At 63.1% G+C, this 25,795-nt stretch carries 27 protein-coding genes; 18 read left to right on the plus strand and 9 right to left on the minus strand.

The features are described 5' to 3' along the window. The first annotated feature begins 110 nt into the window (after nucleotides 1–110). Both ACVTFQ_RS03260 and ACVTFQ_RS03265 read left to right on the plus strand, forming a co-directional pair. Nucleotides 111–1,037 (plus strand): XdhC family protein, encoded by a 927-nt coding sequence (locus ACVTFQ_RS03260; protein WP_111564396.1) that lies wholly within the window; start codon nucleotides 111–113, stop codon nucleotides 1,035–1,037. A 60-nt stretch (nucleotides 1,038–1,097) separates the two neighbouring features. Continuing rightward, nucleotides 1,098–1,496, plus strand: a complete 399-nt coding sequence (locus ACVTFQ_RS03265) for a c-type cytochrome (protein WP_047507789.1) — start codon at nucleotides 1,098–1,100, stop codon at nucleotides 1,494–1,496. Nucleotides 1,497–1,585: 89 nt separating this feature from the next. On the opposite strand, the gene ACVTFQ_RS03270 is transcribed toward ACVTFQ_RS03265, so the two are convergent. The 3 genes from ACVTFQ_RS03270 to ACVTFQ_RS03280 form a co-directional block, all read right to left on the minus strand. Next, nucleotides 1,586–2,938, minus strand: coding sequence for a c-type cytochrome (locus ACVTFQ_RS03270; protein ID WP_313760471.1), 1,353 nt, complete (start codon nucleotides 2,936–2,938; stop codon nucleotides 1,586–1,588). 137 nt (nucleotides 2,939–3,075) lie between these two features. Further along, nucleotides 3,076–5,343, minus strand: a complete 2,268-nt coding sequence (locus tag ACVTFQ_RS03275; protein WP_111564397.1) for a xanthine dehydrogenase family protein molybdopterin-binding subunit — start codon at nucleotides 5,341–5,343, stop codon at nucleotides 3,076–3,078. After that, a complete protein-coding gene (locus ACVTFQ_RS03280; protein WP_111564398.1) occupies nucleotides 5,340–5,801 on the minus strand; it encodes a (2Fe-2S)-binding protein in 462 nt (153 codons plus the stop codon). Before ACVTFQ_RS03280 ends, ACVTFQ_RS03275 begins: the two co-directional genes overlap by 4 nt. 600 nt (nucleotides 5,802–6,401) lie before the next feature. Between ACVTFQ_RS03280 and paoA the strand changes: the two genes are divergently transcribed. The 9 genes from paoA to ACVTFQ_RS03325 all read left to right on the plus strand — a co-directional run bounded on the left by paoA (nucleotide 6,402) and on the right by ACVTFQ_RS03325 (nucleotide 16,674). Then, on the plus strand, nucleotides 6,402–7,028 hold the full coding sequence (gene paoA / locus ACVTFQ_RS03285) for an aldehyde dehydrogenase iron-sulfur subunit PaoA (RefSeq protein WP_111564472.1): 627 nt from the start codon (nucleotides 6,402–6,404) through the stop codon (nucleotides 7,026–7,028). Beyond that, a complete protein-coding gene (locus ACVTFQ_RS03290; RefSeq protein WP_111564399.1) occupies nucleotides 7,025–7,975 on the plus strand; it encodes an FAD binding domain-containing protein in 951 nt (316 codons plus the stop codon). The genes paoA and ACVTFQ_RS03290 overlap by 4 nt, the downstream gene beginning before the upstream one ends. A gap of 3 nt (nucleotides 7,976–7,978) precedes the next feature. Further along, on the plus strand, nucleotides 7,979–10,186 hold the full coding sequence (gene paoC, locus ACVTFQ_RS03295; protein WP_111564400.1) for an aldehyde oxidoreductase molybdenum-binding subunit PaoC: 2,208 nt from the start codon (nucleotides 7,979–7,981) through the stop codon (nucleotides 10,184–10,186). 162 nt (nucleotides 10,187–10,348) lie between these two features. Continuing rightward, complete coding sequence (locus tag ACVTFQ_RS03300; protein WP_111564473.1) at nucleotides 10,349–11,359, plus strand: ligase-associated DNA damage response exonuclease; 1,011 nt, start codon at nucleotides 10,349–10,351, stop codon at nucleotides 11,357–11,359. 241 nt (nucleotides 11,360–11,600) lie between these two features. Further along, nucleotides 11,601–13,226 carry a cisplatin damage response ATP-dependent DNA ligase gene (locus ACVTFQ_RS03305; protein WP_470423666.1) on the plus strand — a complete coding sequence of 542 codons (1,626 nt, stop codon included), beginning with the start codon at nucleotides 11,601–11,603 and terminating at the stop codon, nucleotides 13,224–13,226. Between the two features lie 63 nt (nucleotides 13,227–13,289). Beyond that, complete coding sequence (locus ACVTFQ_RS03310; RefSeq protein ID WP_146618537.1) at nucleotides 13,290–13,730, plus strand: hypothetical protein; 441 nt, start codon at nucleotides 13,290–13,292, stop codon at nucleotides 13,728–13,730. 171 nt (nucleotides 13,731–13,901) lie between these two features. Continuing rightward, entirely contained in the window at nucleotides 13,902–14,834 is a 933-nt protein-coding gene (locus ACVTFQ_RS03315) for an alpha/beta hydrolase family protein (RefSeq protein WP_111564403.1), read from the plus strand. Between the two features lie 108 nt (nucleotides 14,835–14,942). Beyond that, nucleotides 14,943–15,779 (plus strand): L,D-transpeptidase, encoded by an 837-nt coding sequence (locus ACVTFQ_RS03320; RefSeq protein WP_111564404.1) that lies wholly within the window; start codon nucleotides 14,943–14,945, stop codon nucleotides 15,777–15,779. A 169-nt stretch (nucleotides 15,780–15,948) separates the two neighbouring features. Further along, complete coding sequence (locus tag ACVTFQ_RS03325) at nucleotides 15,949–16,674, plus strand: L,D-transpeptidase family protein (protein WP_111564405.1); 726 nt, start codon at nucleotides 15,949–15,951, stop codon at nucleotides 16,672–16,674. An 85-nt stretch (nucleotides 16,675–16,759) separates the two neighbouring features. Here ACVTFQ_RS03325 and ACVTFQ_RS03330 read toward each other — a convergent pair whose 3' ends face one another. Next, complete coding sequence (locus ACVTFQ_RS03330) at nucleotides 16,760–16,987, minus strand: DUF1127 domain-containing protein (protein ID WP_111564406.1); 228 nt, start codon at nucleotides 16,985–16,987, stop codon at nucleotides 16,760–16,762. 96 nt (nucleotides 16,988–17,083) lie between these two features. On the opposite strand from ACVTFQ_RS03330, the gene ACVTFQ_RS03335 reads away from it, so the two are divergent. Further along, nucleotides 17,084–17,962 carry a LysR family transcriptional regulator gene (locus ACVTFQ_RS03335; protein ID WP_112437163.1) on the plus strand — a complete coding sequence of 293 codons (879 nt, stop codon included), beginning with the start codon at nucleotides 17,084–17,086 and terminating at the stop codon, nucleotides 17,960–17,962. 32 nt (nucleotides 17,963–17,994) lie between these two features. Here the strand turns inward: ACVTFQ_RS03335 and ACVTFQ_RS03340 are convergent, their stop codons facing one another. The 3 genes from ACVTFQ_RS03340 to ACVTFQ_RS03350 all read right to left on the minus strand — a co-directional run bounded on the left by ACVTFQ_RS03340 (nucleotide 17,995) and on the right by ACVTFQ_RS03350 (nucleotide 20,117). Next, nucleotides 17,995–18,741, minus strand: coding sequence for a class I SAM-dependent DNA methyltransferase (locus tag ACVTFQ_RS03340; protein WP_111564408.1), 747 nt, complete (start codon nucleotides 18,739–18,741; stop codon nucleotides 17,995–17,997). Nucleotides 18,742–18,818: 77 nt separating this feature from the next. Continuing rightward, on the minus strand, nucleotides 18,819–19,529 hold the full coding sequence (locus tag ACVTFQ_RS03345) for a gamma-glutamylcyclotransferase (RefSeq protein WP_313760862.1): 711 nt from the start codon (nucleotides 19,527–19,529) through the stop codon (nucleotides 18,819–18,821). A 117-nt stretch (nucleotides 19,530–19,646) separates the two neighbouring features. Further along, nucleotides 19,647–20,117, minus strand: a complete 471-nt coding sequence (locus ACVTFQ_RS03350) for a MarR family winged helix-turn-helix transcriptional regulator (protein WP_047507757.1) — start codon at nucleotides 20,115–20,117, stop codon at nucleotides 19,647–19,649. Nucleotides 20,118–20,249: 132 nt separating this feature from the next. Between ACVTFQ_RS03350 and ACVTFQ_RS03355 the strand changes: the two genes are divergently transcribed. Together ACVTFQ_RS03355 and ACVTFQ_RS03360 are read left to right on the plus strand one after the other, a co-directional pair. Further along, complete coding sequence (locus ACVTFQ_RS03355) at nucleotides 20,250–20,672, plus strand: organic hydroperoxide resistance protein (RefSeq protein ID WP_018898985.1); 423 nt, start codon at nucleotides 20,250–20,252, stop codon at nucleotides 20,670–20,672. A 399-nt stretch (nucleotides 20,673–21,071) separates the two neighbouring features. Further along, nucleotides 21,072–22,403, plus strand: coding sequence for an MFS transporter (locus ACVTFQ_RS03360; protein WP_470423667.1), 1,332 nt, complete (start codon nucleotides 21,072–21,074; stop codon nucleotides 22,401–22,403). A 2-nt stretch (nucleotides 22,404–22,405) separates the two neighbouring features. Here the strand turns inward: ACVTFQ_RS03360 and ACVTFQ_RS03365 are convergent, their stop codons facing one another. Next, nucleotides 22,406–22,540: a hypothetical protein gene (locus ACVTFQ_RS03365; RefSeq protein WP_470423668.1), complete on the minus strand. Its 135-nt coding sequence runs from the start codon at nucleotides 22,538–22,540 to the stop codon at nucleotides 22,406–22,408. Here ACVTFQ_RS03365 and ACVTFQ_RS03370 point away from each other — a divergent pair. Beyond that, nucleotides 22,539–22,922, plus strand: a complete 384-nt coding sequence (locus ACVTFQ_RS03370) for an MbcA/ParS/Xre antitoxin family protein (protein WP_111564411.1) — start codon at nucleotides 22,539–22,541, stop codon at nucleotides 22,920–22,922. The genes ACVTFQ_RS03365 and ACVTFQ_RS03370 overlap by 2 nt on opposite strands. Continuing rightward, nucleotides 22,882–23,640 (plus strand): RES family NAD+ phosphorylase, encoded by a 759-nt coding sequence (locus ACVTFQ_RS03375; protein ID WP_111564412.1) that lies wholly within the window; start codon nucleotides 22,882–22,884, stop codon nucleotides 23,638–23,640. The genes ACVTFQ_RS03370 and ACVTFQ_RS03375 overlap by 41 nt, the downstream gene beginning before the upstream one ends. A 2-nt stretch (nucleotides 23,641–23,642) precedes the next feature. Here ACVTFQ_RS03375 and ACVTFQ_RS03380 read toward each other — a convergent pair whose 3' ends face one another. After that, nucleotides 23,643–24,089 carry a MarR family winged helix-turn-helix transcriptional regulator gene (locus tag ACVTFQ_RS03380; protein ID WP_111564413.1) on the minus strand — a complete coding sequence of 149 codons (447 nt, stop codon included), beginning with the start codon at nucleotides 24,087–24,089 and terminating at the stop codon, nucleotides 23,643–23,645. 84 nt (nucleotides 24,090–24,173) lie between these two features. On the opposite strand from ACVTFQ_RS03380, the gene ACVTFQ_RS03385 reads away from it, so the two are divergent. Next, nucleotides 24,174–24,902 carry a DUF899 domain-containing protein gene (locus ACVTFQ_RS03385; RefSeq protein WP_111564414.1) on the plus strand — a complete coding sequence of 243 codons (729 nt, stop codon included), beginning with the start codon at nucleotides 24,174–24,176 and terminating at the stop codon, nucleotides 24,900–24,902. Between the two features lie 73 nt (nucleotides 24,903–24,975). Beyond that, nucleotides 24,976–25,755 (plus strand): VOC family protein, encoded by a 780-nt coding sequence (locus tag ACVTFQ_RS03390; RefSeq protein WP_111564415.1) that lies wholly within the window; start codon nucleotides 24,976–24,978, stop codon nucleotides 25,753–25,755. The last annotated feature ends 40 nt before the right edge of the window (nucleotides 25,756–25,795 follow it).

The raw sequence follows: 25,795 nt of genomic DNA on the forward strand, positions 1-25,795 counted from the left end.
CGCGGAATCGACAATGAGTATTTTCGGAACATTGGCATTGTCGGTTGCGATGTCGTAGCTCTGTTCCGAGCCTGTCGCTTCCATGATCGGTCACAGTGAGGTGAGCGCCGATGAACACGAGATTTCACCAGGGTGTCGACAGCACGGCGCTAGCTGTGCCGTTTCGCGAGAAAAGCTCGGACGCTCCGCTCGAGATCCTGTCCTTCGCGCTCGATGCCCTGAAATCCGGAATGCCGGCCGCCCTCATTTTCTTGACCGAAATTCGAGGCGGTGCGGCGCGCGCGCTTGGCGCGCAGATGGCGGTGCGGGCCGATGGCGGCTTCTGTGGATTTGTCTCCGGCGGATGCGTCGAGGCTGCGGTTGCGGCAGAGGCGCTGGAGGCGCTGGAACTCGGCACGGACAAGGAGCTGATGCTTGGCGCGGGCTCGCCTTACTTCGATATTGTTCTGCCCTGCGGCGGCGGCCTGACATTGACGATACACTGTCTGAAGGACGGCACGGCGTTGAGTGAGATCGTCCGCGGTCTGAAGGCGCGGCGCCGCGTTGCCCTGCGTTACGTGCCCGCGTCCTCCTCCCTCGTGTTCGATGCGCAGGCGGTCGAGACCGGCTGGTCCGAGGCCGGTTTCACTATGGCATATCGTCCGGCGCCGCTCATTTTCGTGTCCGGACAGTCGATCGAAACCGAGACATTGTCGCGCATAGCGCAATCGGCGAGTTACGAGGTGCGCCAGCTCGATCCAGCCAACGCGCCAAAGCCGGAAGATTTCGATCCCGATTCCGCGCTCGTCCTTCTGCATCACGATATCGAGCGTGAAGTCGGGCCGTTGATCGCCGCCCTTGCCGGCGCGCCGTTTTATATCGGGGCGCTCGGCGGCGTCAGAACGCATGCGCGGCGCGTTGCGAAGCTCGAGGAGCTCGGATGCTCGAAAGCGTCCATCGAAAGGATCAAGGCGCCGATCGGGATCTTTTCCAAGGCGCGGGACGCTGTATCGCTTTCCCTGTCGATCCTCGCCGATATCGCCGCTCTCCGCCGCTAGGCCGGCCTTTCCGCGCGCAAACAACAATCAGCTCAGAGCCGCTTGAATAAAGGATACCCCATGACATTTTCGGGAAAACGCCTCGCTTTCGCGATGTCCTGTCTGGTTCTCGTTGCCGTTCCCAATATCGGCGCAAGAGCACAGGATGCCTCCGCCGGCGCGATGTTGTTCCGGCAGCGGTGCTCGGCATGCCACGCGCTGGATGCCGCTCAAAAGAGGGTGGGGCCGCATCTCGATGGTGTCGTCGGCCGCCCTGCTGGCAGTGTCGAGGGCGCGCGATATTCGAAGGGCATGCAGGCGCTCGGCGTTCAATGGAATGCGGAAAGCCTGGACAGGTTTCTCACCAACCCGCGCCAGATGGTGCCGGGCTCCTTCATGCCGATCTCCGTGGGCAATGCCGCGGACAGGCACAACATCATATCCTACCTGGAAAGCGTCTCGGTCCAGCCGGCCAACTAACGCCCGGTGGACGAGATCAACGTGATAGCCTCCCGCCCCGCGCTGAGCGGGACGGGAGGCACTGTTTTCCGTGATCTTTAAACGAGCGCTTAGCGCATTTGCAGAACGATCGGGCTGCTGCTTGCCGGGTCGGTATGCTCTCGCATGGCCTTGACCTCGGTCGGGGCGACGGCCTTGCCATGGTTGCCCCACGAGGAGCGGACATAGGTGAGGACATCGGCGATCTCGCGGTCCGAGAGCTGTTCGCGGAAGGGCGGCATGCGGTAGGCGTCGGGCACGCCGGCGGTCACGACGCGGGCGGAGCCGTTGAGCGTTGCGTTGATCTGGGAGTCCGGGTGGTCGATCAGCGAAGCCGTCGATCCTGCAAGCGGCGGAATCCAGGGGGCTTTGCCGCCGCCGTCGGGCCCATGGCAGAATCCGCATCTGGTGGCATAGGTCTTGGCGCCGGGCGCTGCATCCGCGGTGCTGCTCACATTCGTGACGGCGGTCGCCGATGCCTGAACGACCCATGGCGTGCCGTCGCGGGCCGGATCGCCCGGAAGCGACTTCAGATAGTGGCTGATCGCCCGGAGATCGTCATCGCTCATGAACTGCGTCGAGTTGTTATAGGCCTCGGCCATCGAGCCGAAGACAACGGCATGCTGGTTGCGACCGTTCTTGAGGAAGGCGAAGATATCGTCCTCGCTCCAGCGTCCGAGGCCGGTATTGTGATCCTGCCGAAGGCTCGGTGCATACCATCCGTCGAGCAGCGCACCGGACAGGAATAGCGGACTGCCGTCGTCGAGCGCTTTTTCGTTCATCGTGACGCTGCGTGGCGTATGGCACGCGCCACAATGGCCGGCTGCCTGCACCAGGTAGGCGCCGCGGTTCCACACCGCGTCCTGCGCCGGCTTGTCGGCATAGATGCCCTGGTCGACGAAAACAGCATTCCAGAGCGCCAGCGGCCAGCGCATGTTCATCGGCCACTCGATGCCGGTCTGGCGGTTCGGTTGATTGACCGGCTGCACACCGTCCATGAAGAACGCGTAGAGAGCGCGGACGTCATCGTCGCTCAGCTTGACGTAGGACGGATAGGGCATGGCGGGGTAAAGCCGCCTGCGATCGGGGGTCACGCCGTGGCGGACGGCGCGGTCGAAATCGGCCAGCGTATAGTTGCCGATCCCGGTCTGCTTGTCCGGCGTGATGTTGGTGGCGAAGATGGAGCCGAGCGGCGTGCCCATTTCGAGCCCGCCGGTGAACGGCTTGCCATCGGGAAGGCTGTGGCAGGCAACGCAATCGGCCTGCCGCGCGACCATCTCGCCGCGCGCAACAAGCTCGCTGGCGGCGCCGGTGGTGATGCCGGCGCTCTCGAATGGTGATGAGGGCTTGGAGGTGACGAACCAGAAAAGGCCGCCTCCGACGACAATAATGATTAGAAGAACGACCAGAAAGACTTTTTTCAAGGACAATCCATCCTCTTGAAACAGGCTGATGTTAACGGCTTTGCGCAAGCGCGCGTGGCTCGACCGCGGCGGTTACCAGAACGTCGCCGGGATAAAAGATCCCGGCAACGTTGCTGACGGCGGAGGGGCGCGGCGCGCTAGCTGTCGAACGTGTATTGAGAAAGAGGCATGCTGCGGATGCGCTGGCCCGTCAGGGTCGAGACCGCATTTGCGACCGCTGGCGGGACAGCCGGAAGACCCGGTTCCCCGATGCCGCCCATCTTCTCGCCGCTTTCGACGACCCGCGTGTGAACGCGAGGCATCTCAGCTGGCGAGAGGATCGGGTAGAGGTCGTAGTTGCGGGCAATCGGCTGCCCCTCCTGATAGACCACTTCCTCAAGCAGGACCTGGGAAACACCCAGCGCCGCCGCCGAGTTGATCTGGGCGTCGACAATCGCCGGATTGACGATGTTGCCCGGATCGACCGCTTCCCACAGGTCGTGCACCACAACCTTGCCCGCCGAGATCGACACCTCGGCGATGGCTGCGGTGAAGCTGCCGAAAGCCGACGCCATGGCCACGCCACGGGCGCGTCGTGAGCCGTCGGCCGCCGTGAACGGTCCGCGCTTCCAGCCCCCCGACAGTTCGCCCGCCGCCTTGAGAAGGGTGCTCAGTCGCGGATTGTCCTTCAACAGCTGAAGGCGCAGCTCGTAGGGGTCCTTGCCACCCTTGTCGGCCAGCTCGTCGAGGAACGACTCGTAGAGGAAGTCGTTCATCGAGTTGCCCACCGAACGCCAGTAGGCGAGCATGGTCGGATTTTCGACGTATAGCTGAGCGATGCGCCGGTTGGGGATGGCGTAGGCCTTGCCTGTCAGGCCTTCCACGGCGGTGTCGTCGATCTTGTCGTCGCTGTGGCCGTAGATGTTCTCGCTCGGTCCCTCGCAGATGCTGACGGCCTCGATGGCCACCGGCATGCCGTTATCGTCGAGCGCGCCACGGAACCGCACGGCCGCCATCGGCCGCATCGGATCACGCAGGAACTCTTCTTCACGGCTCCAGATCAGCTTGATCGGGCGGCCGGTTTCCTTGGCAAGCTGGATTGCCTGCGGGTAGGGGTTGGCCGCGGGATAGAGGAAGTGGCGTCCGAAGAAGCCGCCGAGCAGCGGGCTGTGCACGTTGATCTTCGATGCATCGAGACTGGTGAGGGTGGCGATATTCGCCTGGAACTGTTCGGGCGCCTGGTTCGGCATCCACAGATCCAGAGTACCGTCCTCGTTGAACCGCGCCAGCGTCGAAGGTGGCTCCAGCTGTGCGTGATGCAGATACTGGCTGTGATAGGTGGCCGAGACGACGGTCTTGGCGGCGGCAAGCACTGCCGTGGCATCTCCCACCTTTTCCGCGTCCTTGCCGTCACCCGGCTCATTGGCCAGACGCTGGCTGAAGGCTGCGGTCGAGAAATCCGCGGGCATCGTGCGGATGCCGTCGATCACCGGCTTGGCGCCTGCCTCCTGCCATTCGACCTGCAGTGCTTCGGCGGCGCGCTTGGCGTTCCACCAGCGTTCCGCGACGACCGCGACGGCGCCGGGCAGGCGGTGTACCGAGTGGATGCCCGGCATCGCCTTGACGGCATCCTCATTGCGGATGTCGCCGACCGACATGCCGAGCCGCGGCGCGTGCTGGACAGCCGCATGCAACATGCCGTCGACCTTGCAGTCGATCCCGTAGATCGCTCTGCCGGTTGATTTGTCGAGCACGTCGAGGCGCTGTACGGGCTTGCCGATCCAGCGGAACTGCGACCGGTCCCTGAGCGTAACGCTGTCGGTGGCCGGAACGTCAAGCGCCATGGCTTCCGTCGCGAGTTCGCCGTAAGCGAGCTTGCGCCCCGAGGCCGCGTGCACCACATGGCCGGGCTCCGTCGTCAATTCGCTGGCGGGCGCGTTCAACCGCGTTGCGGCGGCCTGCACCAGCATCGCCCGACAGAGGGCGCCGAGCTTGCGCATCGTGTCATAGCTGGTGCGCACCGACATGCTGCCGCCGGTGATGCGCATCGTGCCGTTGACGACCAGATAATCCGGTCCGGTCGGCGCGTTTTCCACCACGAAGGAGGCCGGGTCGAGGTCGAGCTCCTCGCCGACGATCTGGGCCATTGCGGTGAAAACGCCCTGGCCACCCTCGACGAAGGGGCTCATCAGCCGCGCCGTATTGTCCGGGCGGATTTCCAGAAACGCCGGAACGCGGGTTCCCGGCGCCATCGTCTTGGCCGCTTCCTGGGCGCGTGCGCCGTCGATCGGCAGCCCGAAACCCAGCACCAAAGCACCGGCGGTCGCGCCGATGGAGCCGAGCAGGAAGTTGCGCCGTGATACGTTGACCGGTACGGCCGTGGTCAGTTCCGTCTGACCGTCGATTTCGCGAACGGGGGCGGTCATAGCGTTTCCACCTTCTGACCGGAGAGATCCTGAACCGCTGCCTTGATGGCGTTATACGTTCCGCAACGACAGAGATTGACCATGGCGGCGGCGATCTCATCGTCTGATGGAGTGGCGGTCTGCTTCAAGAGCGCGGTTGCCGCAATCACCTGGCCGGACTGGCAGTAGCCGCATTGCGGCACCTGGTGCGCGATCCATGCGGCCACGACGCGCTGGCCCACTGGATCGTTCTCGATCGCTTCGATCGTGGTAACCGATCGGCCGACGACGCTTTCGAGCGGCGTGACGCAGGATCGGACGATTTCGCCATCGACCATGACGGAGCAAGCCCCGCACTGCGCAAGTCCGCAACCATACTTCGTGCCCGTCATCCCGAGCTCGTCACGAATTACCCACAGGAGTGGTGTGTCGCCCTCCGATGTCACATCGTGGGCCTGTCCATTGATCTGGATTTTCATCTTTGTGCCTTAGCTTGGTCGGATACTGGTGAGAATGTCTCGCGATCCGTCGCGCTGACCAATGTCAGTCACGCTTCGGTCGCTCAGCTTCCCCGAATATCCGCGGCTTGAATAGACCGCTAGAAGTCATAGGGGTTATGAATCCAGAGCATAAATCCGCAGGCGTGGCAGATGCTATGATCGATCGTGCAAGATACGAGCGTGGACTAACGAATTGCGAAGCATTTAGTTCCAACGCCCCCGTCGTTTTACCGACATCGTGCGCCGAGCAATCTCTCGCATATATGCCACAAACTTTGAAATCGGACAGCACCACGCTTCTAACGACCGGTTCACTTTCTCTTTAACCGGCCGTGAATTTGATCCTGGCCGGTTTCCGATCATTCAACCTATTGAAATATATTGCTATTTCAAATTTTCTGCATTGGTGAGCGCAGAGTATAAGCCTTATCGTCATGCGGCCGGTAATCACCGTCTCTCTCTGACCTAACCTTTCTCACTCAACGAAGCGGACTGTCGGCCTTACCTCAAACTTCGTCCGAGGTCGGCCGCCGCCGTGGCGACTGAGCAAAGGAGAAAGCCTTGAAGACCGTCCCAAGCATGATCGAAATATCTCGGCGGGACCTGATGGTGGGGACCGCCGCCGTTTCCGTCGCGACCGCGAATGCGGCAAGCCCGGTATTCGCCCAATCCGTTGCCCCGGCAGCCGCGGAGAATCATTCGCAGGTCGCGTTCACGGTGAATGGAACGCGACACGAACTAGATCTCGACAACCGCACGACCCTGCTGGATGCGCTGAGGGAACATCTGCACCTGACCGGTACCAAGAAGGGCTGCGATCACGGACAGTGCGGCGCCTGCACCGTCATGGTGGATGGCCGCAGGATCAATTCCTGTCTATCGCTCGCCGTCATGCACGAGGGCGACCAGATCACCACGATCGAGGGGCTCGGCACCACCGCCGACATGCACCCGATGCAGGCCGCCTTCGTCAAGCATGACGGTTTCCAGTGCGGTTACTGTACGCCCGGACAGATCTGTTCCTCCGTCGCCGTGCTCGAGGAAATCAAGGCCGGCATCCCGAGCCATGTCACCAATGACCTGACGGCGCCGACCGAGGTCAGCGATGCGGAAATCCGCGAACGCATGAGCGGCAACATCTGTCGATGCGGCGCCTATCCGAACATCGTTGCAGCCATCAACGAAGTCGCAGGGAGGCAGGCATGAGAACATTTTCATACGAACGCGCGACCTCGGTGGCGAACGCCGCCGCCACCGCCGCCCGCAACGAGACCGCAAAATTCATCGCCGGCGGCACCAACCTTCTCGACTTGATGAAGCTCGAGATCGAGACGCCAACCCACCTTATCGACGTCAATGGTCTCGGCATGGACAGGATCGAGCGGACGGAAGCCGGGGGGCTTAGGATCGGAGCGCTGGTGCGCAACACCGATCTCGCCTCGGACCAGCGGATACGCCGGGATTACGGCCTGCTGTCGCGGGCGCTGGTGGCCGGAGCATCCGGACAATTGCGCAACAAGGCCACGACCGCGGGCAATCTGCTGCAGCGGACACGCTGTCCGTATTTCTACGATACCAACCAGCCCTGCAACAAACGCCAGCCGGGAAGCGGCTGTTCGGCGATTGGCGGCTTTACCCGGCTGCATGGCATCATGGGTGTCAGCGATGGCTGCATTGCCACCCATCCGAGCGACATGGCGGTTGCCATGCGTGCGCTCGACGCCGTGGTCGAGACGGTGAAACCCGACGGCTCGACGCGCGCGATCCCGATCAGCGAGTTCCATCGCCTGCCGGGCAGCACGCCGCATATCGAAACTGCGCTGGAGCGCGGCGAGATGATCACCGCGGTCACCTTGCCGCCGCCGATCGGCGGACGGCATGTCTATCGCAAGGTTCGTGATCGCGCATCCTATGCCTTCGCGCTGGTTTCGGTCGCCGCCGTCGTGCGGAACGACGGCAGCGGGCGCGTGGCGCTTGGCGGCGTTGCGCACAAGCCATGGCGGGTCGAGGCGGCGGACGCCGAGCTGCCGAACGGTGCCGTCGCCGTCACTGCGAAGCTGCTCGAGGGGGCACGCACCACGCACGAGAATGCATTCAAGGTGACCCTCGTCGAGCGCACGCTCGCGGGCATCCTCGACGAAATGAAAGGTTGAACCATGCGCTTCGACACTCCCGCAACGACAAACCCGATCGATCAGCTGAAGGTTGTCGGTCAGCCGATCGTCCGGATAGATGGTCCGCGCAAGGTCACCGGCACCGCCACCTACGCTTACGAATGGCACGGCGCCAATCTGAACGCGGCCTATGGCTATCCGGTCGGCGCCGCCATCGCCAAGGGGCGGATCAGCTCCATGGACGTGCAGGCCGCCCAGCGCGCACCCGGCGTCATTGCCGTCGTCACGGCCCAGAGCGCAGGCGAGCTCGGCAAGGGCAAATTCAATATCGCCCAGCTGTTCGGCGGCCCGCAGATCTCGCACTATCACCAGGCAATCGCGGTCGTGGTCGCCGAAACCTTCGAGCAGGCGAGGGCGGCCGCGAGCCTCGTGAAGGTCGATTATGTCGAGGCCCCCGGCGCCTACGATCTTCAGGCCGCCCAGAGCTCGGCCACGAAGCCGTCCGGTTCCGAGGGGGATGACGCCGACAGCGCGGCCGGCGACTTCGCATCGGCTTTCGAGCAGGCAGCGGTCAAGCTGGACGAGCGCTACACGACGCCCGACCAGTCGCACGCGATGATGGAGCCGCATTCATCGATGGCGGCCTGGGATGGCGACGAGATTATGGTCTGGACCTCCAACCAGATGGTGGCCTGGAACCGCGCGGAACTGGCCGCCACCTTGGGCGTCGAGCCCGAGAAGGTGCATATCATGTCGCCCTTCATCGGTGGTGGTTTCGGCTCCAAGCTGTTCCTGCGCGCCGATGCACTGCTTGCAGTGCTGGGCGCCAAGGCTGCCGGGCGGCCCGTCAAGGTGGCCTTGCCCCGGCCGTTCCTGATGAACAACACCACCCACCGCCCGGCAACCATCCAGCGCCTGCGCATCGGCGCCACCCGCGAGGGACGGATTACGGCGATTGCGCATGAAAGCTGGAGCGGGAACCTGCCGGATGGCAAGCTCGAATCCGCCGTCCAGCAGACGCGCCTGCTTTACGCGGGCGAGCACCGGATGACGGCGATGCGGCTCGCCACGCTCGATTTGCCCGAAGGCAACGCGATGCGCGCGCCGGGGGAGGCGCCTGGCCTCATGGCGCTTGAGATCGCCATGGACGAGATGGCTGAGAAGCTGAACATGGATCCGGTGCAGTTCCGCATTCTCAACGATACGCAGGTCGATCCCGAAAAGCCCGACAAGAAATTCTCGCACCGGCAGCTGGTCGAGTGTTTGCGAACCGGCGCGGATCGCTTCGGCTGGTCGGGGCGCAGCGCCCAGCCTGGCCGCCTTCGCGACGGCCGCTGGTTGCGCGGCATGGGCGTCGCGGCGGCGTTCCGTGGCAATCTGGTGATGAAGTCGGGCGCCCGCATGCGCCTGGATGCCGAAGGTGTGGTCACCGTCGAGACCGACATGACGGATATCGGCACCGGAAGCTATACGATCATCGCGCAGACCGCCGCCGAGATGATGGGGGTCGGCATGGACAAAGTCGCGGTCCAGCTTGGCGATTCCCGCTTTCCCGTTTCGGCGGGATCGGGCGGCCAATGGGGCGCTAACAGCGCGACCGCCGGCGTCTACGCGGCCTGCGTTGCGCTGCGCGAGGCAATCGCCCGCAAGGTCGGCTTCAACTCGACCGACGCGACCTTTGCGGACGGCGCGATCCGCTCCGGCAACCGGAGCATTCCGTTGACCGAGGCCGCGGGACAGGAGGGCATCGTCGCCGAAGACACGATCGAGTTCGGCGATCTCGGCCAGCAGATGCAGCAGGCTACCTTTGGCGCGCATTTCGTCGAGGTGGGCGTCGATGCCTATACGGCGGAAATCCGTATTCGCCGCATGCTGAGCGTCTGCGCCGCCGGCCGTATCCTCAATCCGATCACGGCGCGCAGCCAGGTGATCGGCGCGATGACCATGGGCGTCGGCGGCGCCTTCATGGAGGAGCTGGCGGTGGACAAGCGCCGCGGCTTTTTCGTCAACCACGATCTCGCCGGCTACGAGGTTCCTGTTCACGCCGATATTCCGCACCAGGACGTGATCTTCCTGGATGAGACGGACCCATACTCCTCGCCGATGAAGGCAAAGGGTGTCGGCGAGCTTGGACTTTGCGGCGTTGCGGCCGCGCTCGCCAATGCTGTCCACAATGCCACCGGCGTCAGGGTGCGCGATTACCCGGTCACGCTCGACAAGCTGCTGCGGGAAATGCCGCAGGTCGGCTGACACGCCGGCAGGCCGACACGCTGGCAAGTCCGCGGACTGGCAGGCCGACAGGTTAACTGAACGCACGCCGTGGTCAGGGTGTGCGTTCAGCGCGGCAAATGGCGGGAGGACAGCTCTCCATCCCCTCTGGTTCTTCCGCCATTTGCCGCTATCTCTATGCCGATGAGATTTGACGCGCTGCTTTATCCCGCACCCGAGGGGCTCTATTGCCCTGATGGCCGATTTTATGTCGATCCGGTCAGGCCCGTTGAGCGCGCGCTGATCACCCACGGCCATTCCGATCACGCCCGCTCCGGCCACGGCCATGTGCTCGCCACCCGCCAGACGCTCGATATCATGCGCATCCGCTACGGCGAGGATTTCTGCGGCTCGGAGCAGGCCGCCGCCTTCGGCGAGGAGACATCGGTCAACGGCGTCAAGGTGAGCTTCCACCCCGCCGGCCATGTGCTCGGCTCCGCCCAGATAGCCATCGAGAAGGATGCGACCCGCATCGTCGTGTCAGGTGATTACAAGCGCCGCCCGGACCCGACCTGCGCGCCCTATGAACCGGTTGCCTGCGACGTCTTCATCACCGAGGCGACCTTCGGCCTGCCTGTCTTCCACCACCCGGACCCCGCCGGCGAAATGGCCAAGCTCTATGCGTCGCTCCGCCAGTTTCCCGAGCGCACCCACATGATCGGCGCCTATGCGCTCGGCAAGGCCCAGCGCGTCATCCGCCTCTTGCGCGACACCGGCTACAATGAGCCCATCTATATCCACGGCGCCATGGAGCGGCTCTGCGATTACTACGTCAGCCAGGGCATCGACCTCGGCGAACTGCGCCCGGCAACCGTCGAGGGACGCGACAAGTCTCTGTTCAAGGGCGCCGTCGTCGTCGGCCCGTCATCGGCCTTCGCCGACCGCTGGGCCCGCCGCTTCAACGACCCGCTGCCTGCCTTCGCCTCCGGCTGGATGATGGTACGCCAGCGCGCCAAGCAGGGTGGTGTCGAGCTGCCGCTCGTCATCTCCGACCATTGCGACTGGCCGGAGCTGACCGACACGATCTCCGAGCTTCATCCGGCCGAGGTCTGGGTAACGCATGGGCGCGAGGAGGCGCTGGTGCGCTGGTGCGAATTGCAGGGCATCAAGGCTAGGCCGCTGCATCTGGTGGGGTATGAGGATGAGGCGGAGTGATAACGATGGTTAGCCTTAGCGCCGTCGATACGCTTGGCGCCCGTGATACCCCCCTCTGCCCTGCCGGGCATCTCCCCCACAGGTGGGGAGATTGGCTGGGCTTACCCGCTCGCTCCACCTTCATTGGTTGGCGCAAATCTCGCCACGAGTCGATCTCCCCCCTTGTGGGGGAGATGTCCGGCAGGACAGAGGGGGGTATCCCACCCACCATCGCCTCCTACAAAAGCGACGGAGGCCATCCATGAAAGCCTTCGCCGACCTCCTAGACCGCCTGGTCCTCACGCCATCCCGCAACGGCAAGCTGAAGCTGCTGACCGACTACTTCCGCGACACGCCCGACCCCGATCGCGGTTACGGCCTCGCGGCCATCGCCGGCACGCTCGACGTCCGCAACGTCAAGCCCGCCATGCTGCGCGAGCTCGCGCTGGAGCGCATCGACGACGTCCTCTTCCGCTATTCCTATGACTACGTCGGCGATCTCGCCGAAACCATCTCGCTCGTCTGGGACAATGAGCGCGACATAGAGCGCTCGGCGTTGGCGCAGCCGAGGCTCGGCGAGGTGGTGGCTGAGATGAACACGCTCGGCCGCACGGAGGTGCGAGGCTATGTCCGCGACCTGCTCGACCGCCTCGACGCTTCCGGCCGCTTCGCCTTCATCAAGCTGGCCACTGGCGCGCTGCGCATCGGCGTCTCGGCACGGCTCGCCAAGCAGGCGCTGGCCGACCTCGGTGAACCCGATGTGACCGAGATCGAGACCTTGTGGCACGGCCTGCAGCCGCCCTATGAGAGCCTGTTCGCATGGCTGGAGGGCAAGGGCGGCAAGCCGGTGCTGGCGACGCCGGCGATCTTTCATTCGGTGATGCTGGCAAACCCGGTGGAGGAGGGCGATCTCACGCAGCTCAATCCATCAGATTACGCGGCCGAATGGAAATGGGACGGCATCCGCGTGCAGCTGTCGCGCGCCGGCGAGACCCGCAAGATCTACTCTCGCTCCGGCGACGACATCTCCGCCGCATTCCCCGATATCGTCCAATCCATCAGCTTCGACGGCGTCATCGACGGCGAGCTTCTGGTCGGCGGCACCGCCCGCTCCAACAGCCCGACCCGCACCTTCTCCGACCTGCAGCAGCGCCTCAACCGCAAGACCGTGACGCAGAAGATGCAGGACGATTACCCCGCCTTCATCCGCGCGTATGACCTCCTCTTCGACGGCGAGGAGGACGTGCGCGCCAAAACCTATCTCGAACGCCGCGCGCGCCTGAGCGAAATCGTCGAGCAAGCCCCGCACGAGCGCTTCGACCTCTCCGCGCTGGTTCCGTTTTCCTCATGGGAAGAACTTGACGACCTGCGCTCGACCCCGCCCGATCCCGTCATCGAAGGCGTGATGATCAAGCGCCGCGACAGCGTCTACCAGGCCGGGCGGCTGAAGGGGCCGTGGTTCAAGTGGAAGCGCAACCCCTATAATGTCGACGCGGTCCTGATGTATGCGCAGCGCGGTCACGGCAAGCGCTCGAGCTACTATTCCGATTTCACCTTCGGCGTCTGGGCCGAAACGCCCGACGGCGAGCAGCTGGTGCCCGTCGGCAAGGCCTATTTCGGCTTCACCGACGCCGAGCTTGAAGTCCTCGACAAGTTCGTGCGCAACAACACCACCGAACGCTTCGGCCCGGTGCGCGCCGTGCGCGCCGACAAGGATTTCGGCCTCGTGGTGGAAGTCGCCTTCGAAGGCATCAACCGCTCCAACCGCCACAAGTCAGGCGTCGCCATGCGCTTCCCCCGCATCTCGCGGCTGCGACAGGACAAGCCGTCCTACGAGGCCGATAGGCTGACGACGCTGGTGGCGATGATTGATGCGAAGGCGGGGTAGGGGCTCTATTGGGTCGAGGGCGCGGGGCTAGCATTTCAGGTTCTATCTCATATGCTTAATGCCATGGACACTGAAAATGGCTCCTATCCTACCTTGCGCGATCTGGCCTGCGAAATCGGCCAGGTGCAAATTTATTGGAGCTTTCTCGAGAATGAGATGCGCAAACAGCTGGCCGCTGGAGGTATGCAAAAGCAGATCGAAAAAGGTCCGATTATTTCGCACTGGCGCGTCTACATGCGGCAGTTCGTCGGGAGATCGGATGTCGCGCACTGCATCAACGAGGTGGAGAATGCAGCGAAGGCGCGCAATCTTCTTGCTCATGGAATTAAATCAGTCTCCGCTGATCCTTGGGAGCCCAACAGCGCTTACGCAATCTGTGCCGACGCAGAAGGCACGTCGCATAAGCTCACCTTAGATATGATCCGATCGCTGTCTGAAGAGATAGACAGGGTGAGGCGAGCAATGCGTGGGATTGTTGCTTTAGGCGGAGTTGGTTCAGGCTAAATTCGGCTTACGCAATTGTTGGCAAACTGCGTTTCCACCCGCCCAAATCCCTCATCTCGCATTTTCCTGATGCAAAATACATCCGACTGTGCATCCTCAACACAATGTGTCTTGGCGTCGGCGCGCCGAGGGTGCAAGCATCTATCATGCCGGGGAAGACGGAAGAGTGATATGACAGACGACAACGACCATTCCTTTTCGCGCCAGCGCCGCCTGCTTCTGACCGGGCTCGCCGGCGCCCTTGTTCTTCCGGCTCTTCCCGGTGTCGCCAATGCCTTCGACGTTCCGCCCGAGCCGCGGCTGATCACCCGCGATTACGCCAAGGTGCGCAAGCGCTTCCGCACGCGGCTGCTCGAAAAGGGCCCGGCGCCCGACAAGTACGAGCCGCTCGATGCGCCGGCCAATGCTGAAAAGATCTTCTATCGCTCCGGCTATGGCGGCGAGCTGGAGCTGGTCGCCTGGGTGTCGAAGTACAAGCGCGAGCGCAAGGCCAAACCCGGCATTCTCTTCCTGCATGGCGGCAATGCCATGGGCGTCGGCCACTGGAACCTGATGGGTCCATATATCGATGCCGGCTTCGTGGTGCTGATGCCCTCGGTGCGCGGCGAAAATGGCCAGGCGGGCAATTTCTCCGGCTTCTATGACGAGGTGGACGATGTGCTCTCGGCCGCAGACCGCCTGGCGCATCTGCCGGGTGTCGATGCGAACAGGCTTTTCATCGCCGGTCACAGCATCGGCGGGACGCTCACCATGCTCGCCTCGATGTCGACCCACAAGTTCCGCGCGGCCGCCCCGATCTCCGGCAATCCCGACGCCTTCCGCTTCTTCAATCGCTATCCGCAGGATATCCGCTTCGACGACGACAACACCCACGAGTTCGAGGTGCGCACGGCGTTGTGCTACGCCCAGAGCTTCAAGTGCCCGGTGCGCGTCGTCCACGGCACGGACGAATCGCATTTCAACGATCGCGCCGGCCTGCTTGCCAGCCGCGCGCGATCCGGCGGCGTTCGCATCGAGACGGATACGGCCAAGGGCGGCCATACCTCGGCCTTGCCCGAGGAAATCGAGCAGAGCATCCGCTTCTTCCACGGCGTGGCTGCTTAATCAGTCGCGTTAGGGCGCTGGCTGGCCGGCATCGCCAGCTTCGCGCCAGCCGCGCATGCCATCCTCGCGGCAGCTATAAATGTCGCTGATATCGATGAGGGTGGTTTCATGAAGGGTCTAAGCCGGTTGTCGGCCATGTCGGGGCTTGTGTTGGCGTCCCTGTCGCTTGGCGGCTGCAACATTCTCGTGCCCGATACCGGCGCCACCGATCCGGCCCGTTTCGTGCAGGAAACCTATCCGGTGTTCTACAAGCCGCCGGGCATCGATCCCGATCGCGTCCGGCCGATCAATGCGCCGATCCCGCAGCGACCCGGCGTCCCCGCGACGATCTACAACCAGACCTATGGCATCCCCGGCGCCACCCAGATGCGCACCTACGGCATGCCGCTGATCAATCCCGTCAGCGCCGCGATGTATGGCGAGGTGAGGGACAACGACTTTACGCTGCCCGCCATTCCCGTCAGCCGCGTCGATCCTGTATATATGCGCCAGGAGGTCGATTACCCCTCGACCGAAAAGCCCGGCACCATCGTCGTCAACACCAAGACCAAGCACCTCTATCTCATCGAGCCCAATGGCAAGGCCATGCGCTATGGCGTCGGTCTCGGCCGCGAAGGCTATGCCTGGTCGGGCCGTGGCGTCATCCAGTGGAAGCAGAAGTGGCCGCGCTGGACGCCGCCCGATGAAATGGTCAAGCGCCAGCCCGACGTCCGCTCGTTTTCGGCGGCAAACGGCGGCATGAACCCCGGTCTTGGAAATCCGCTCGGCGCGCGCGCCATGTATATCTTCAAGAATGGCGAGGATACGCTTTACCGAATCCACGGAACGCCCGATTGGGAATCGATCGGCAAGTCCACGTCGTCGGGCTGCGTACGCATGATGAACCAGGACGTCATCGACCTCTACGACCGTGTTTCGGCCAAGTCCGAGATCGTGGTGATGTAGCCGCGCAACAGGCGGCGTGAGAACGTCGCCGCAAGCGGGCACACGTCTTCGTGAGGTTCTGGTTTATTTAGCATAACGGGATAGTTTCCTTGAATTGTGACTAGCGTTGAACAACCCTCCAGGAAACGACGTCCGCCGTTTCCGCGCTTAAGGAAAATTGACCCTCGTTATGAGCTTTGACAAATCCATATCCCGCCGCAACTTTCTATCGCTTTCAGCGGTAACCGCGGCATCGGCGCTGGCAGGGTGTGCCTCCACTTCGGGCACGAGCCCGTCGTACGGCCAGCCAATGGCATTCCCGAACCCCATCCGTGCCTTCCAGACGACGCCGGCGCCCACCGATGCCGAGCTCGCTGTCATGTACGGCCCGGTCGAGGATGGCGGCTTCCTCATTCCGCCGGTTCCCTACCAGCAGATCGATCCGCGCTACTATCGCCAGCAGGTCATCGATCCGACCGGCGAGCGCCCCGGCACCATCGTCGTCGATACACCCTCGCGCTTCCTCTATCTCGTCCAGCCGGGCGGGACCGCGATGCGCTACGGCGTCGGCATCGGCCGCGAAGGCTTCGCCTGGCAGGGCGATGGCGTCATCCAGTGGCGTCAGAAGTGGCCGCGCTGGAAGCCACCGAATGAGATGGTCGCTCGTCAGCCGGAACTCGTGAAATATTCGATCGAGAACGGCGGCATGGAGCCGGGTCTGAAGAACCCGCTCGGCGCCCGCGCGCTCTACATCTTCTCCGGCGGCCAGGACACGCTCTACCGCCTGCACGGCAATCCGGACTGGCGTTCGATCGGCAAGGCCGTATCGTCGGGCTGCGTGCGCCTGCTCAACCAGGACATCATCGACCTCTACGACCGCGTGCCGACCAAGGCGCCGATCGTCGTCAAGCAGTAAGCTATGTCTTCGTCTCTCCCCGATCAGGGGAGAGACTTTTCGCGCCGGCCCCACGGCTGCGTGCTTCAGGCGCTCCAAGCCATCCTTATCCCCAGAACGCCGATTTCGCCGCTTCCGTCATCGCGTCGGCGCGCGACACGCCAATATCCTTGAGTTCGTCATCGGTCAGCTCGCTGAGCGCCGCCCTGCCGCGTCGTTTCCGGCAGCGCGTCTCGATGCTTTCGATGAGGTTTCGCGCCGCCTCTGCAACCGTTGCCAGCACTGTCGCCACGCGCGGCTGGCTTGCTCTTTCGTCCGATGTGTCGGTCGCCATCTCTTCTGTCTCCGTATTGGCACGTCCCGACAATGCGCTGGATATATCCCGCAATGAAGCTTATGCATCTTATGCAAACCATAAGAGAAATTTCGCATGGCATTCGGCTTCGACCAGCTGCAGACCTTCATTCACATCGCCGAACTCGGGAGCTTCACCGCCGCCGCCGACAAGGCGGGCGTGACCCAGCCGGCGGTCAGCCTGCAGATCAAGCTCCTGGAACAGCGCCTCGGCGTGCGCCTGATCGAGCGCGTCGGACGTCGGGCGCAGCCGACGGCGGCCGGTCTCGAATTTCTTGACTATGCGCGGCGGATCATGCGGGAACTTGCCGATGCCGAGGAGGCGATGGCGCCGCACAGGAATGGCGAGAGCGGCCGCGTGCGCATAGGCAGCGGCGCCACCGCTTCCATCCATCTGCTGCCGCTGGCGATCTCGCGCGCCAGGAAGAAGATGCCCGGGCTCGAAATCACCGTCCGCATCGGCAACACCGACGACATCCTGCGCGATCTCGAGACCAATGCGCTCGACGTCGCGGTCGTGACGCTGCCCGCACCCGGCCGGTCCTTCGAGGTTGAGGCCTTCTATGACGACGAGCTGATGGTCGTTGCGCCGCGCGGCTCGGCCATCCCGCATGGCGGCCCGGACGCGGCCTTCATCAACACCAAGCCGCTGCTGCTCTATGACGGCGGCAACACGAGGCGGACCATCGATGAATGGATGGGGCAGGCCGGTCTGGTCGCCCGCCCTGTCATGGAGTTCGGCAGCGTCGAGGCCATCAAGGAACTGGTGGCGGCCGGCCTCGGCTGGTCGATCCTGCCCGGCCTGGCGCTGAAGCGCGACCGCGCCGGCTTCCTCGAAACCGCACCCGTCAACCCGCCGCTGGTGCGCAAGCTTGGAATGGTCGTGCGCCGCGACAAGCACTTGAGCCGCGGCCTGCGGGAAATGATGAAATCACTGCGCGAGGCTGGGTCATGAGACGCAAGTCGGTCTCATGATTGGTGAAAGCGTCAGGTTTTGTCGGCGCGAACGACGAGAAAGGGTGGTCTGCGCCGCTGGTCCGCAAGGCGTGGCCATCGATCGATATCGGCTTGATCAGGCATGGGCTCCAGCAGGCGGGCAATCGAAAAGCCCGCGTCCAGCAATCCGTTGATATAGCTCGCCACCGTTCGGTGTTCTCGCGGAACGGTCAGCTCAAGCCAACGTGCGTCCCGATGACCCTCTTCACCGTAGCGGTCGACCGGCCATGCCTGCCTGACACCGTCGTCACCGGTTATCCATTCTCGGGTATGGCAGGTGACGATTGGGTGTTCGACGGAGAAGATCAGGCAGCCCTTGGGCTTCAGCGCTCGATAGATGACATCGACTAGCCGCTCGAAATTTCCAACGTAGTGCAATGCCAGACTGCTCAGAATGACGTCGAACCCAAGCTCTGGAAGTTGCAGATCCTCAAGCGACTGCTGTTTGAATGCCAACTGCTTAAGAGCGGCCCCGTGTTGTTTTGCCTGTTCCAGCATGCGCTGTGAGGAATCGATGCCGAGCACACTTGCCGCGCCGAGCGCCACCAATTTTCGGCCCATGGCGCCTGCACCACATCCGAGATCTGCCACATCCGCTCCGGCGACATCTGGAAGAAGGGAGAGGACCGCGGGTTCCTCAACGACTTCATTCAACCTGCCGGCACGCTGGCGCATTGCTTCATAGGCGGAGAAAAGTGCCGGATCATCATACAGTCCAGGCTGACCACCGTTTGACATGCGTCCTCCTTGCGAGCGTTGGTTATGACCGCTCTGTCGTCATGCGGCTACTCGCATCGCCCGGCGTCGGCAAGCCTCTATGCCGTCGGTTCCGCGATCCCGTGGATCTGGCGGATCTCGGCGGCGACGAGCTCCTGCAGGCGCCAGAGGTTTCGGTCGTGGATGCCGAAATTCTCGAGATGCGTGACGGTGTTGTAGAGATATTCGGCGCAGGAGCCGACATAGCCGCAGGCGCGCGCAAGCGTCGCGGCCACCAGGGGCAGGGGTTGCTTGCGGTAGATCCGGTTGCCCGTCGGCCCGATCCAGAAGCCCAGCGCCCGAGCCCGGCCCTTAGGCGTCTTCACCGGCAGCCATCTTATCGTGTCGATATGCTCGCGTTCGCTGATCTCGCGGCGCAGCAGCCGGGAAATCTGCGCGGCCCGGTCTCCCTGAGGCAGCTGGTACATCATGCCGTCGCATTGTCCGCCGCGATCGAGCGCCATCATCAGCCCGGCCTGCTCGGGCGAGCCGCGCCAGCTCTTGATCTCGAGACAGAAGGAGCGATGCCAGCCGAGAGCCGTCGCGCGGCTCTGGTCCACGAACTCGAATTCCGGTTTCCAGATCAGCGAGCCGTAGGCGAAGACCCAGAGCGGCTCGTCGCCGCTCTCTTCCGTCAGCCGCGCGGTGAGCGAGGCGAAATCGTCGTCCGTCAGTGTCGTCAGGCGCGGATCCGGGCCGGGATCGACCTCTTCGCGATAGCAGAGTTGGACAAGATCGGGTGTGAGGCACATGGTGCGTGGTTTGGGCATGACATCTCGCAATTCCTCCCGACTGAACTGCGCGAACAGGCGTCGCGGCTATAAAATTCGCAAACTATCCCTCGGAGTCAACCCGTCTGTCGGCCCGGGCGAGGGAATGGTGCGGGCTTACCGCGTCTCGGTGAGATTGCCGCGCAGGCCGTGCAGCTTCTCGCGGATGTCGACCATCTCTTCGAGCGTGCAGCCGATCGCCTTGCCGATCTCGCCCATGATGCCGTCCACCTGCGAGCGCATCGCGTCGCCCTCTGACGTCAGCGTCACGATCACCTGCCGCTCGTCCTTGGGGTCGCGGGTGCGAACGATGAGCCCGCTCTGCTCGAGGCGCTTCAATAGCGGCGACAGCGTGCCCGAATCGAGATCGAGCTGTTCGCCGATGGTCTTCACCGGCAGCGCCGCTTTTTCCCACAGGACCAGCATGACGAGATATTGCGGATAGGTGAGGCCCACCTTGTCGAGGATCGGCTTGTAGGCGCGTGTGAAGGCATGCGCCGTCGAATAGACCGCGAAACAGAGCTGTCGCTCCAGCCGCTTTTCCTCTTCCGGAATTTTCATCGTCTTTGTCGTCTGCGCTTTCGTCATCGTGCTTCCCCGGCGTTTGCATTGTCGTCTTTTCGGATTCCGAATGCAATTTGCAAAATTCACTTGCGTACAATTTAATTGCGCGATATACAAAATCCAGCCCCAACGAAGGAGCCAACGAAGGAGACTGACATGCCGATCCTCTACACAACCAAAGCTTCCGCCACCGGTGGCCGCGCAGGCCGCGCCGTTTCCGAAAACGGCGTTCTCGATGTCACGCTGACGGTTCCGAAGGAACTTGGCGGCGACGGCGCCACCGGCACCAACCCGGAACAGCTCTTCGCGGCCGGCTACTCGGCCTGCTTCCTCGGTGCCCTGAAATTTGTCGCGGGCCAGCAGAAGGTCAAGATTCCGGAAGACACGACCGTCTCGGCCACCGTCGGCATCGGCCCGCGTGAAGATGGCGGCGGCTTCGGCATCGAAGTTGCGCTGACCGTCAATATCCCGGGCCTCGACAAGCCGACCGCTGAGAAGCTGGCCGCTGCCGCCCACATCGTATGCCCCTACAGCCACGCCATGCGCACCTCCACGGAAGTGCCGGTGACTGTCGCCTGATCAGGCAGAACCTGATACTAACTGCCAAAGCGTCGCGCTTTTCGGAGCGCGGCGCTTTTTGCTGTCTAGAAGCGCGCGATTCGGTGTACGCGGATTTTGAACATGTTCTAATATTCTGTTAAAGAATACTCACCATCTCATCATACCAGTTGACGAGTGGCTGGTAATTTGAAAGAAATATGTCGCTCGCTAGGGGAGGAGGCATGTCCGTTGGGGCTCGTGTGACAAGGCGCATTCGGTAATCGGGCGCGATCAGTTGCACAAGTATCGGACATAGGAGACCGACTTTCGCGGTAGGGCTAGAGATCAACATCCAGCATTCCCGACACAACGGGGCTGCATAGCGCAAGTCGCACTCGTAGGCTCGATGGGCCGCAGCGGTCTTGTCGGGAGGACTATGTGAACGCGACGTTTAAACTATCAGACCAGGAACAGCAGGTCGAAAAATCGGCGATCCGCAAGATCTCCATTCGCCTGGTTCCCTTCATCGCATTGATGTTCTTCATCAACTTCCTCGACCGTACGGCAATCTCCTTTGCCGGCCCGAACGGGATGACGCAGGACCTCGGCATGACCGCGGCCCAGTTCGGCTTTGCCGCCGGCATCTTCTTCGTTGGCTACATCGTTCTGGAAATCCCCAGCAACCTGGCGCTCCACAAATACGGCGCCCGCCGCTGGCTCGCCCGCATCATGGTGACCTGGGGCGTCGTTGCGATGCTCTTCACCTGGGTCAGCAGCGTCACCGGCCTTTATTCGCTGCGCTTCCTGCTCGGCGTTGCCGAGGCGGGCTTCTTCCCCGGCGCCATCCTCTATCTCAGCACCTGGGTTCCCGGCCGCCACCGCGCCAAGATCCTGGCGCTCTTCTATCTGGCCCAGCCGCTGACGACAGTTATCGGCGCGCCGATCGCTTCGCTGCTCATCCAGGCGCACGGCCTGTTCGGTTACGAAGGCTGGCGCATCATGTTCTTCGGCGTCGCCGTTCCTGCGATCGTCGTCGGCATCATCACCTGGTTCTACCTTCCCGACACCCCGACCGCCGCCAAGTGGCTGACCTCGGAAGAGCGTGACTGGCTGAACCGCGAACTCGCCAAGGAAGAAGCAGGCAAGCTCTCCGGCCACGGCTCGATGACCCTGCAGGCGCTCAAGGACAAGCGCGTCTGGCTCCTGTCGGTCATCTACTTCGGCCTGATCTACGGCCTTTATGCACTGGCCTTCTTCCTGCCGACCATCATTGCCGGCTTCGAGACTAAGTTCGGCACCAAGTTCAACGTCTTCGACAAGGGCCTGATCACGGCGATCCCGTATCTGCCGGCCGCCGTCGCGCTGTTCTTCTGGAGCCGCGATGCGTCCAAGCGTGGCGTCCGCGCCTGGCACGTCGGCATCCCGGCTCTGGTCGGCGCGATCAGCATCCCGCTCGCTCTGCTGATGTCGTCCCCTGAGGCAACCGTCATCGCCATCACGCTCACCGCTTGCGCGATCTTCTCGGCGCTGCCGAACTTCTGGTCCTTCCCCTCGCGCTTCCTCACGGGTGCTGCGGCTGCCGCAGGCATCGCGCACATCAACACCGTGGGCAACATCGCGGGCTTCGCGGCACCCTACATCACCGGTGCGGTGAAGGATGCCACGGGTCTCTACGAGATGCCGATGTTCATCGTCGGCGCCCTGATGCTGATCTCGGCCCTTCTGGCCTTCTCGATCGGCAAGACCATCAAGGACCCATCGGCGAAGTAAGCCTAGCCGTCACCACTATTGGCAACCCGGTCTGCATTGCAGGCCGGGTTGTTTTCATTTCGGGCGGAATTCCCGCCGATCACCTTTCCATTAGAAATATAATCGCTATATTGTTTCCAAGGAAAGGAAATCGCCATGGCCATCGCTCATACGATATCAGGCACGCATCCCCAGGAGGCCGTCGTCATCACCAAGGCCGCCGTTGCCGCCGCCGAGCGCCTCGGCATCAGTGCCCGCACGCTGTCTTCAGTGCTTGGCCTGTCGGAAGCCACGGTTTCGCGCATGAAAAGGCAGGACTACCTGCTCGAGCGCGGCTCGAAATCCTTCGAGCTCGCCATTCTGCTCGTGCGCCTGTTCCGCTCGCTCGATGCCATCGTCGGTGGTGATGAAGCGGTCGCGCGCTCATGGCTGCGCAACGCCAACACCGCGCTCGGCGCCACGCCGCTCGAGAAGATCGTCAGCATATCAGGATTGACCGATGTCCTCGCCTACCTGGACGCCCGCCGCGCTATCGTCTGAAGCGCGACCCGTCTCCGGCCGTTTCTGGCGATTGGTGGAGGCGCAGCATCAGATCTCGACCTTGAAGATCGTCGATACGCTGGAAGAGCAGGCCCTGCTCGAAACGCTGCTGGAAGAAAGCAAGCCGGTCCTGCCGCCGGAATGCAAAGGCCTCGACTACCTCTTGGCCACACCCTTCCGCTACGGCGCCATCTATCCCCACGGCTCGCGCTTCCGCCGGGCAGGGCGCACGCTCGGCGTCTACTACGCATCGGAAGCGGTCGAGACCGCGATATCGGAGATGGCCTTCTACCGGCTGCTGTTCTTCGCCGATTCCCCCGATACGCCGCTTCCCGCCAACGCCGCCGAATACACCGCCTTTGCCGCAGCCATCGAGACACCGCGCGCGATCGATCTCACCACACCGCCGCTCGATCGCGACCATGCGATATGGACCGATCCCCAGCGCTACGAGCCCTGCCAGGCGCTGGCCGATGCCGCCCGCGAGGCCGATTGCCAGGCGATCCTCTACGCCTCGGTCCGCGATCCCGGCCATCGCCGCAACATCGCGCTGCTCACCGCCTCGGCCTTCGCCGCGCGCGATCCCGTCGAGCGCCAGACATGGCGCCTGCGTCTCTCCGCATCAGGCGTCCAGGCGCTCTGCGAATTTCCGAAAGCGAGAATCGGGTTTACCCGCGCCGATTTCGGCGATGACCCACGCATCGCCAACAAGCTCTGAGGCTAGGCCAGCGCCTGCAGATCCTGCCGCAGCCGCTCGGCATTGCCCTCGGGCAGCGTCTGTTCCAGCGCCGCATGCGTGCTTTCCCAGATCGGCAGCGCGGCGGTCAGCACGCGCATACCCTCGGGCGTCAACCGCAACAACCGTCCGCGCTTGTCCCTCGGGTTCGGGAAGACTTCGACCCAGCCGCGCCGCTGGAGCGGCTTCAGCGCCGCCGTCAGCGTCGTCTGGTCCATGGCGAGCAGCTTGGCGACTGGCCCCATCGGCGGCGGCTCCGGCCGGTTCAGCGACATCATCAGCGAGAATTGCCCATTGGTCAGCCCCGCTGGCCGCAGCGCATCGTCGAACAGCCGCGCCAAGGCTCGCGCCGCCCGCTGCGCATGCAGGCACAGGCACGTGTCGCGCACCAGAAGCGTCGTCGCGAAAGGAATCTCGGTAGCGTTTGACATGTCCAATTTCTATTGATATCAATATATATAGTCAAGGAAAAGGAGAATGGACCGTTTCGGTCGCGCCGGAGGAGGGCGCACACGATGCAGAACCAAGTCGTTTCCCGCGAAGAATGGCTCGAAGCCCGCCGCGCGCTGCTTCTCAAGGAGAAGGAAGCAACGCATCTGAGGGACAAGGTCAATGCCGAGCGCATGGCGCTTCCCTGGGTCAAGGTCGAAAAGGACTATGCCTTCGACACGCCCGATGGCAAGAGATCGCTCAGCGAGCTCTTCGATGGCCGCAGCCAGCTGATCATCTATCATTTCATGCTTGGTCCCGATTGGGAGGCCGGCTGTCCCGGTTGCTCGTTCCTGTCAGACCATGTCGATGGCGCGCTGCCGCACCTGAACAACCACGATGTCACCTGGGTGGCCGTTTCGCGTGCGCCCGTGGCCAAGATCGAGGCCTACAAGACCAGGATGGGCTGGAAATTCCCCTGGGTATCCTCGGCATCGAGCGACTTCAACTTCGACTATCATGTATCGTTCAGCCCGGAAGATCTCGGCAAGGACAAGGTATTCTATAACTTTACTTCGATCCCGCCCGAAGATGCCAATGACGAACTGCCGGGCTTGAGCGCCTTCTACAAAAACGAGAAAGGCGAGATCTTCCACACATACTCCAGCTATGCCCGCGGCCCGGAAGAGCTGATCGGCACGCTGATGATCCTCGACCGCGCCCCGAAGGGCCGCAACGAGGATTCGACGATGAACTTCGTCAAGCGCCACGACGAGTATGCTGAAGCGGCCAAGACGTCATCCTGCTGCCACTGACGCCTGAGATCATGGGCGCCTGAGATCATCACGCCTGCATCGACGCAACGAAGAACGTGAAAGGGAGATCACGATGTCGGAGACCCACGGCAAGTTCATCTGGTGCGAATTGATGACGCCCGACACCAAGGGCGCCAGGGATTTCTACACAAAGGTCGTCGGCTGGACGACCAGCGAAATGACCGTCCCAGGCATGCCGCCCTATACCATCTTCGAGGCCGATGGCGTCGGCCGCGCCGGCATGATGGTCTTTCCCGCAGAGCTTGAAGGCACCGGCATCCCGCCGAATTGGACCGGCTATGTCGCCGTCGACGATGTCGACCGGAGCGCCCGGGATTTCGCCGCCAATGGCGGCTCCGTCCGCCGCCCGCCGGAGGATATCCCCGAAATCGGCCGTTTCGCCGTGGTTGCCGACCCGCATGGCGCCGTCATCTGCATCATGACCCCGGCCCCGATGGACAGCCCGCCGCCAGAGCCGGCGATGGGCGCCCCCGGCACGCTCGGCTGGAGCGAACTCTACGCCGGCGATGGCGGTGAGGCCTTCACCTTCTATGAAAAGCTCTTCGGCTGGACCAAGGACCATGATTTCGACATGGGCCCGATGGGCGTCTACCGCATCTTCGCCGAACACGGCACACCCGTCGGCGGCATGATGACCAAGCCGGAGAATGTGCCGATGCCGGCCTGGGCCTATTACTTCAATGTCCCGGCAATCGATTCCGCCATCGAGCGGGTCAAGGCCGGCGGCGGCCAGGTCGTCAACGGCCCGATGGAAGTGCCCGGCGGCAGCTGGGTGATACAGGCGATCGACCCGCAGGGCGCCTTCTTCTGCCTCGTGGCGCCGGCCCGCTGAGGCCTCGCAAGCCCGCCTGCGAACACCCGAAACACGCTCG

It is taken from the genome of Rhizobium sp. O111, from assembly GCF_055616315.1.

What these genes read in the sequence shown, in the direction of transcription:
- ACVTFQ_RS03260 (WP_111564396.1), top strand. Translation starts at nt 111, where the DNA reads ATGAACACGAGATTTCACCAGGGTGTCGACAGCACGGCGCTAGCTGTG.
- ACVTFQ_RS03265 (WP_047507789.1), top strand. Translation starts at nt 1,098, where the DNA reads ATGACATTTTCGGGAAAACGCCTCGCTTTCGCGATGTCCTGTCTGGTT.
- ACVTFQ_RS03275 (WP_111564397.1), bottom strand. Translation starts at nt 5,343, where the DNA reads ATGACCGCCCCCGTTCGCGAAATCGACGGTCAGACGGAACTGACCACG.
- ACVTFQ_RS03280 (WP_111564398.1), bottom strand. Translation starts at nt 5,801, where the DNA reads ATGAAAATCCAGATCAATGGACAGGCCCACGATGTGACATCGGAGGGC.
- paoA (WP_111564472.1), top strand. Translation starts at nt 6,402, where the DNA reads ATGATCGAAATATCTCGGCGGGACCTGATGGTGGGGACCGCCGCCGTT.
- ACVTFQ_RS03290 (WP_111564399.1), top strand. Translation starts at nt 7,025, where the DNA reads ATGAGAACATTTTCATACGAACGCGCGACCTCGGTGGCGAACGCCGCC.
- paoC (WP_111564400.1), top strand. Translation starts at nt 7,979, where the DNA reads ATGCGCTTCGACACTCCCGCAACGACAAACCCGATCGATCAGCTGAAG.
- ACVTFQ_RS03300 (WP_111564473.1), top strand. Translation starts at nt 10,349, where the DNA reads ATGAGATTTGACGCGCTGCTTTATCCCGCACCCGAGGGGCTCTATTGC.
- ACVTFQ_RS03305 (WP_470423666.1), top strand. Translation starts at nt 11,601, where the DNA reads ATGAAAGCCTTCGCCGACCTCCTAGACCGCCTGGTCCTCACGCCATCC.
- ACVTFQ_RS03310 (WP_146618537.1), top strand. Translation starts at nt 13,290, where the DNA reads ATGGACACTGAAAATGGCTCCTATCCTACCTTGCGCGATCTGGCCTGC.
- ACVTFQ_RS03315 (WP_111564403.1), top strand. Translation starts at nt 13,902, where the DNA reads ATGACAGACGACAACGACCATTCCTTTTCGCGCCAGCGCCGCCTGCTT.
- ACVTFQ_RS03320 (WP_111564404.1), top strand. Translation starts at nt 14,943, where the DNA reads ATGAAGGGTCTAAGCCGGTTGTCGGCCATGTCGGGGCTTGTGTTGGCG.
- ACVTFQ_RS03325 (WP_111564405.1), top strand. Translation starts at nt 15,949, where the DNA reads ATGAGCTTTGACAAATCCATATCCCGCCGCAACTTTCTATCGCTTTCA.
- ACVTFQ_RS03330 (WP_111564406.1), bottom strand. Translation starts at nt 16,987, where the DNA reads ATGGCGACCGACACATCGGACGAAAGAGCAAGCCAGCCGCGCGTGGCG.
- ACVTFQ_RS03335 (WP_112437163.1), top strand. Translation starts at nt 17,084, where the DNA reads ATGGCATTCGGCTTCGACCAGCTGCAGACCTTCATTCACATCGCCGAA.
- ACVTFQ_RS03340 (WP_111564408.1), bottom strand. Translation starts at nt 18,741, where the DNA reads ATGTCAAACGGTGGTCAGCCTGGACTGTATGATGATCCGGCACTTTTC.
- ACVTFQ_RS03345 (WP_313760862.1), bottom strand. Translation starts at nt 19,529, where the DNA reads ATGCCCAAACCACGCACCATGTGCCTCACACCCGATCTTGTCCAACTC.
- ACVTFQ_RS03350 (WP_047507757.1), bottom strand. Translation starts at nt 20,117, where the DNA reads ATGACGAAAGCGCAGACGACAAAGACGATGAAAATTCCGGAAGAGGAA.
- ACVTFQ_RS03355 (WP_018898985.1), top strand. Translation starts at nt 20,250, where the DNA reads ATGCCGATCCTCTACACAACCAAAGCTTCCGCCACCGGTGGCCGCGCA.
- ACVTFQ_RS03370 (WP_111564411.1), top strand. Translation starts at nt 22,539, where the DNA reads ATGGCCATCGCTCATACGATATCAGGCACGCATCCCCAGGAGGCCGTC.
- ACVTFQ_RS03365 (WP_470423668.1), bottom strand. Translation starts at nt 22,540, where the DNA reads ATGGCGATTTCCTTTCCTTGGAAACAATATAGCGATTATATTTCTAAT.
- ACVTFQ_RS03375 (WP_111564412.1), top strand. Translation starts at nt 22,882, where the DNA reads ATGTCCTCGCCTACCTGGACGCCCGCCGCGCTATCGTCTGAAGCGCGA.
- ACVTFQ_RS03380 (WP_111564413.1), bottom strand. Translation starts at nt 24,089, where the DNA reads ATGTCAAACGCTACCGAGATTCCTTTCGCGACGACGCTTCTGGTGCGC.
- ACVTFQ_RS03385 (WP_111564414.1), top strand. Translation starts at nt 24,174, where the DNA reads ATGCAGAACCAAGTCGTTTCCCGCGAAGAATGGCTCGAAGCCCGCCGC.
- ACVTFQ_RS03390 (WP_111564415.1), top strand. Translation starts at nt 24,976, where the DNA reads ATGTCGGAGACCCACGGCAAGTTCATCTGGTGCGAATTGATGACGCCC.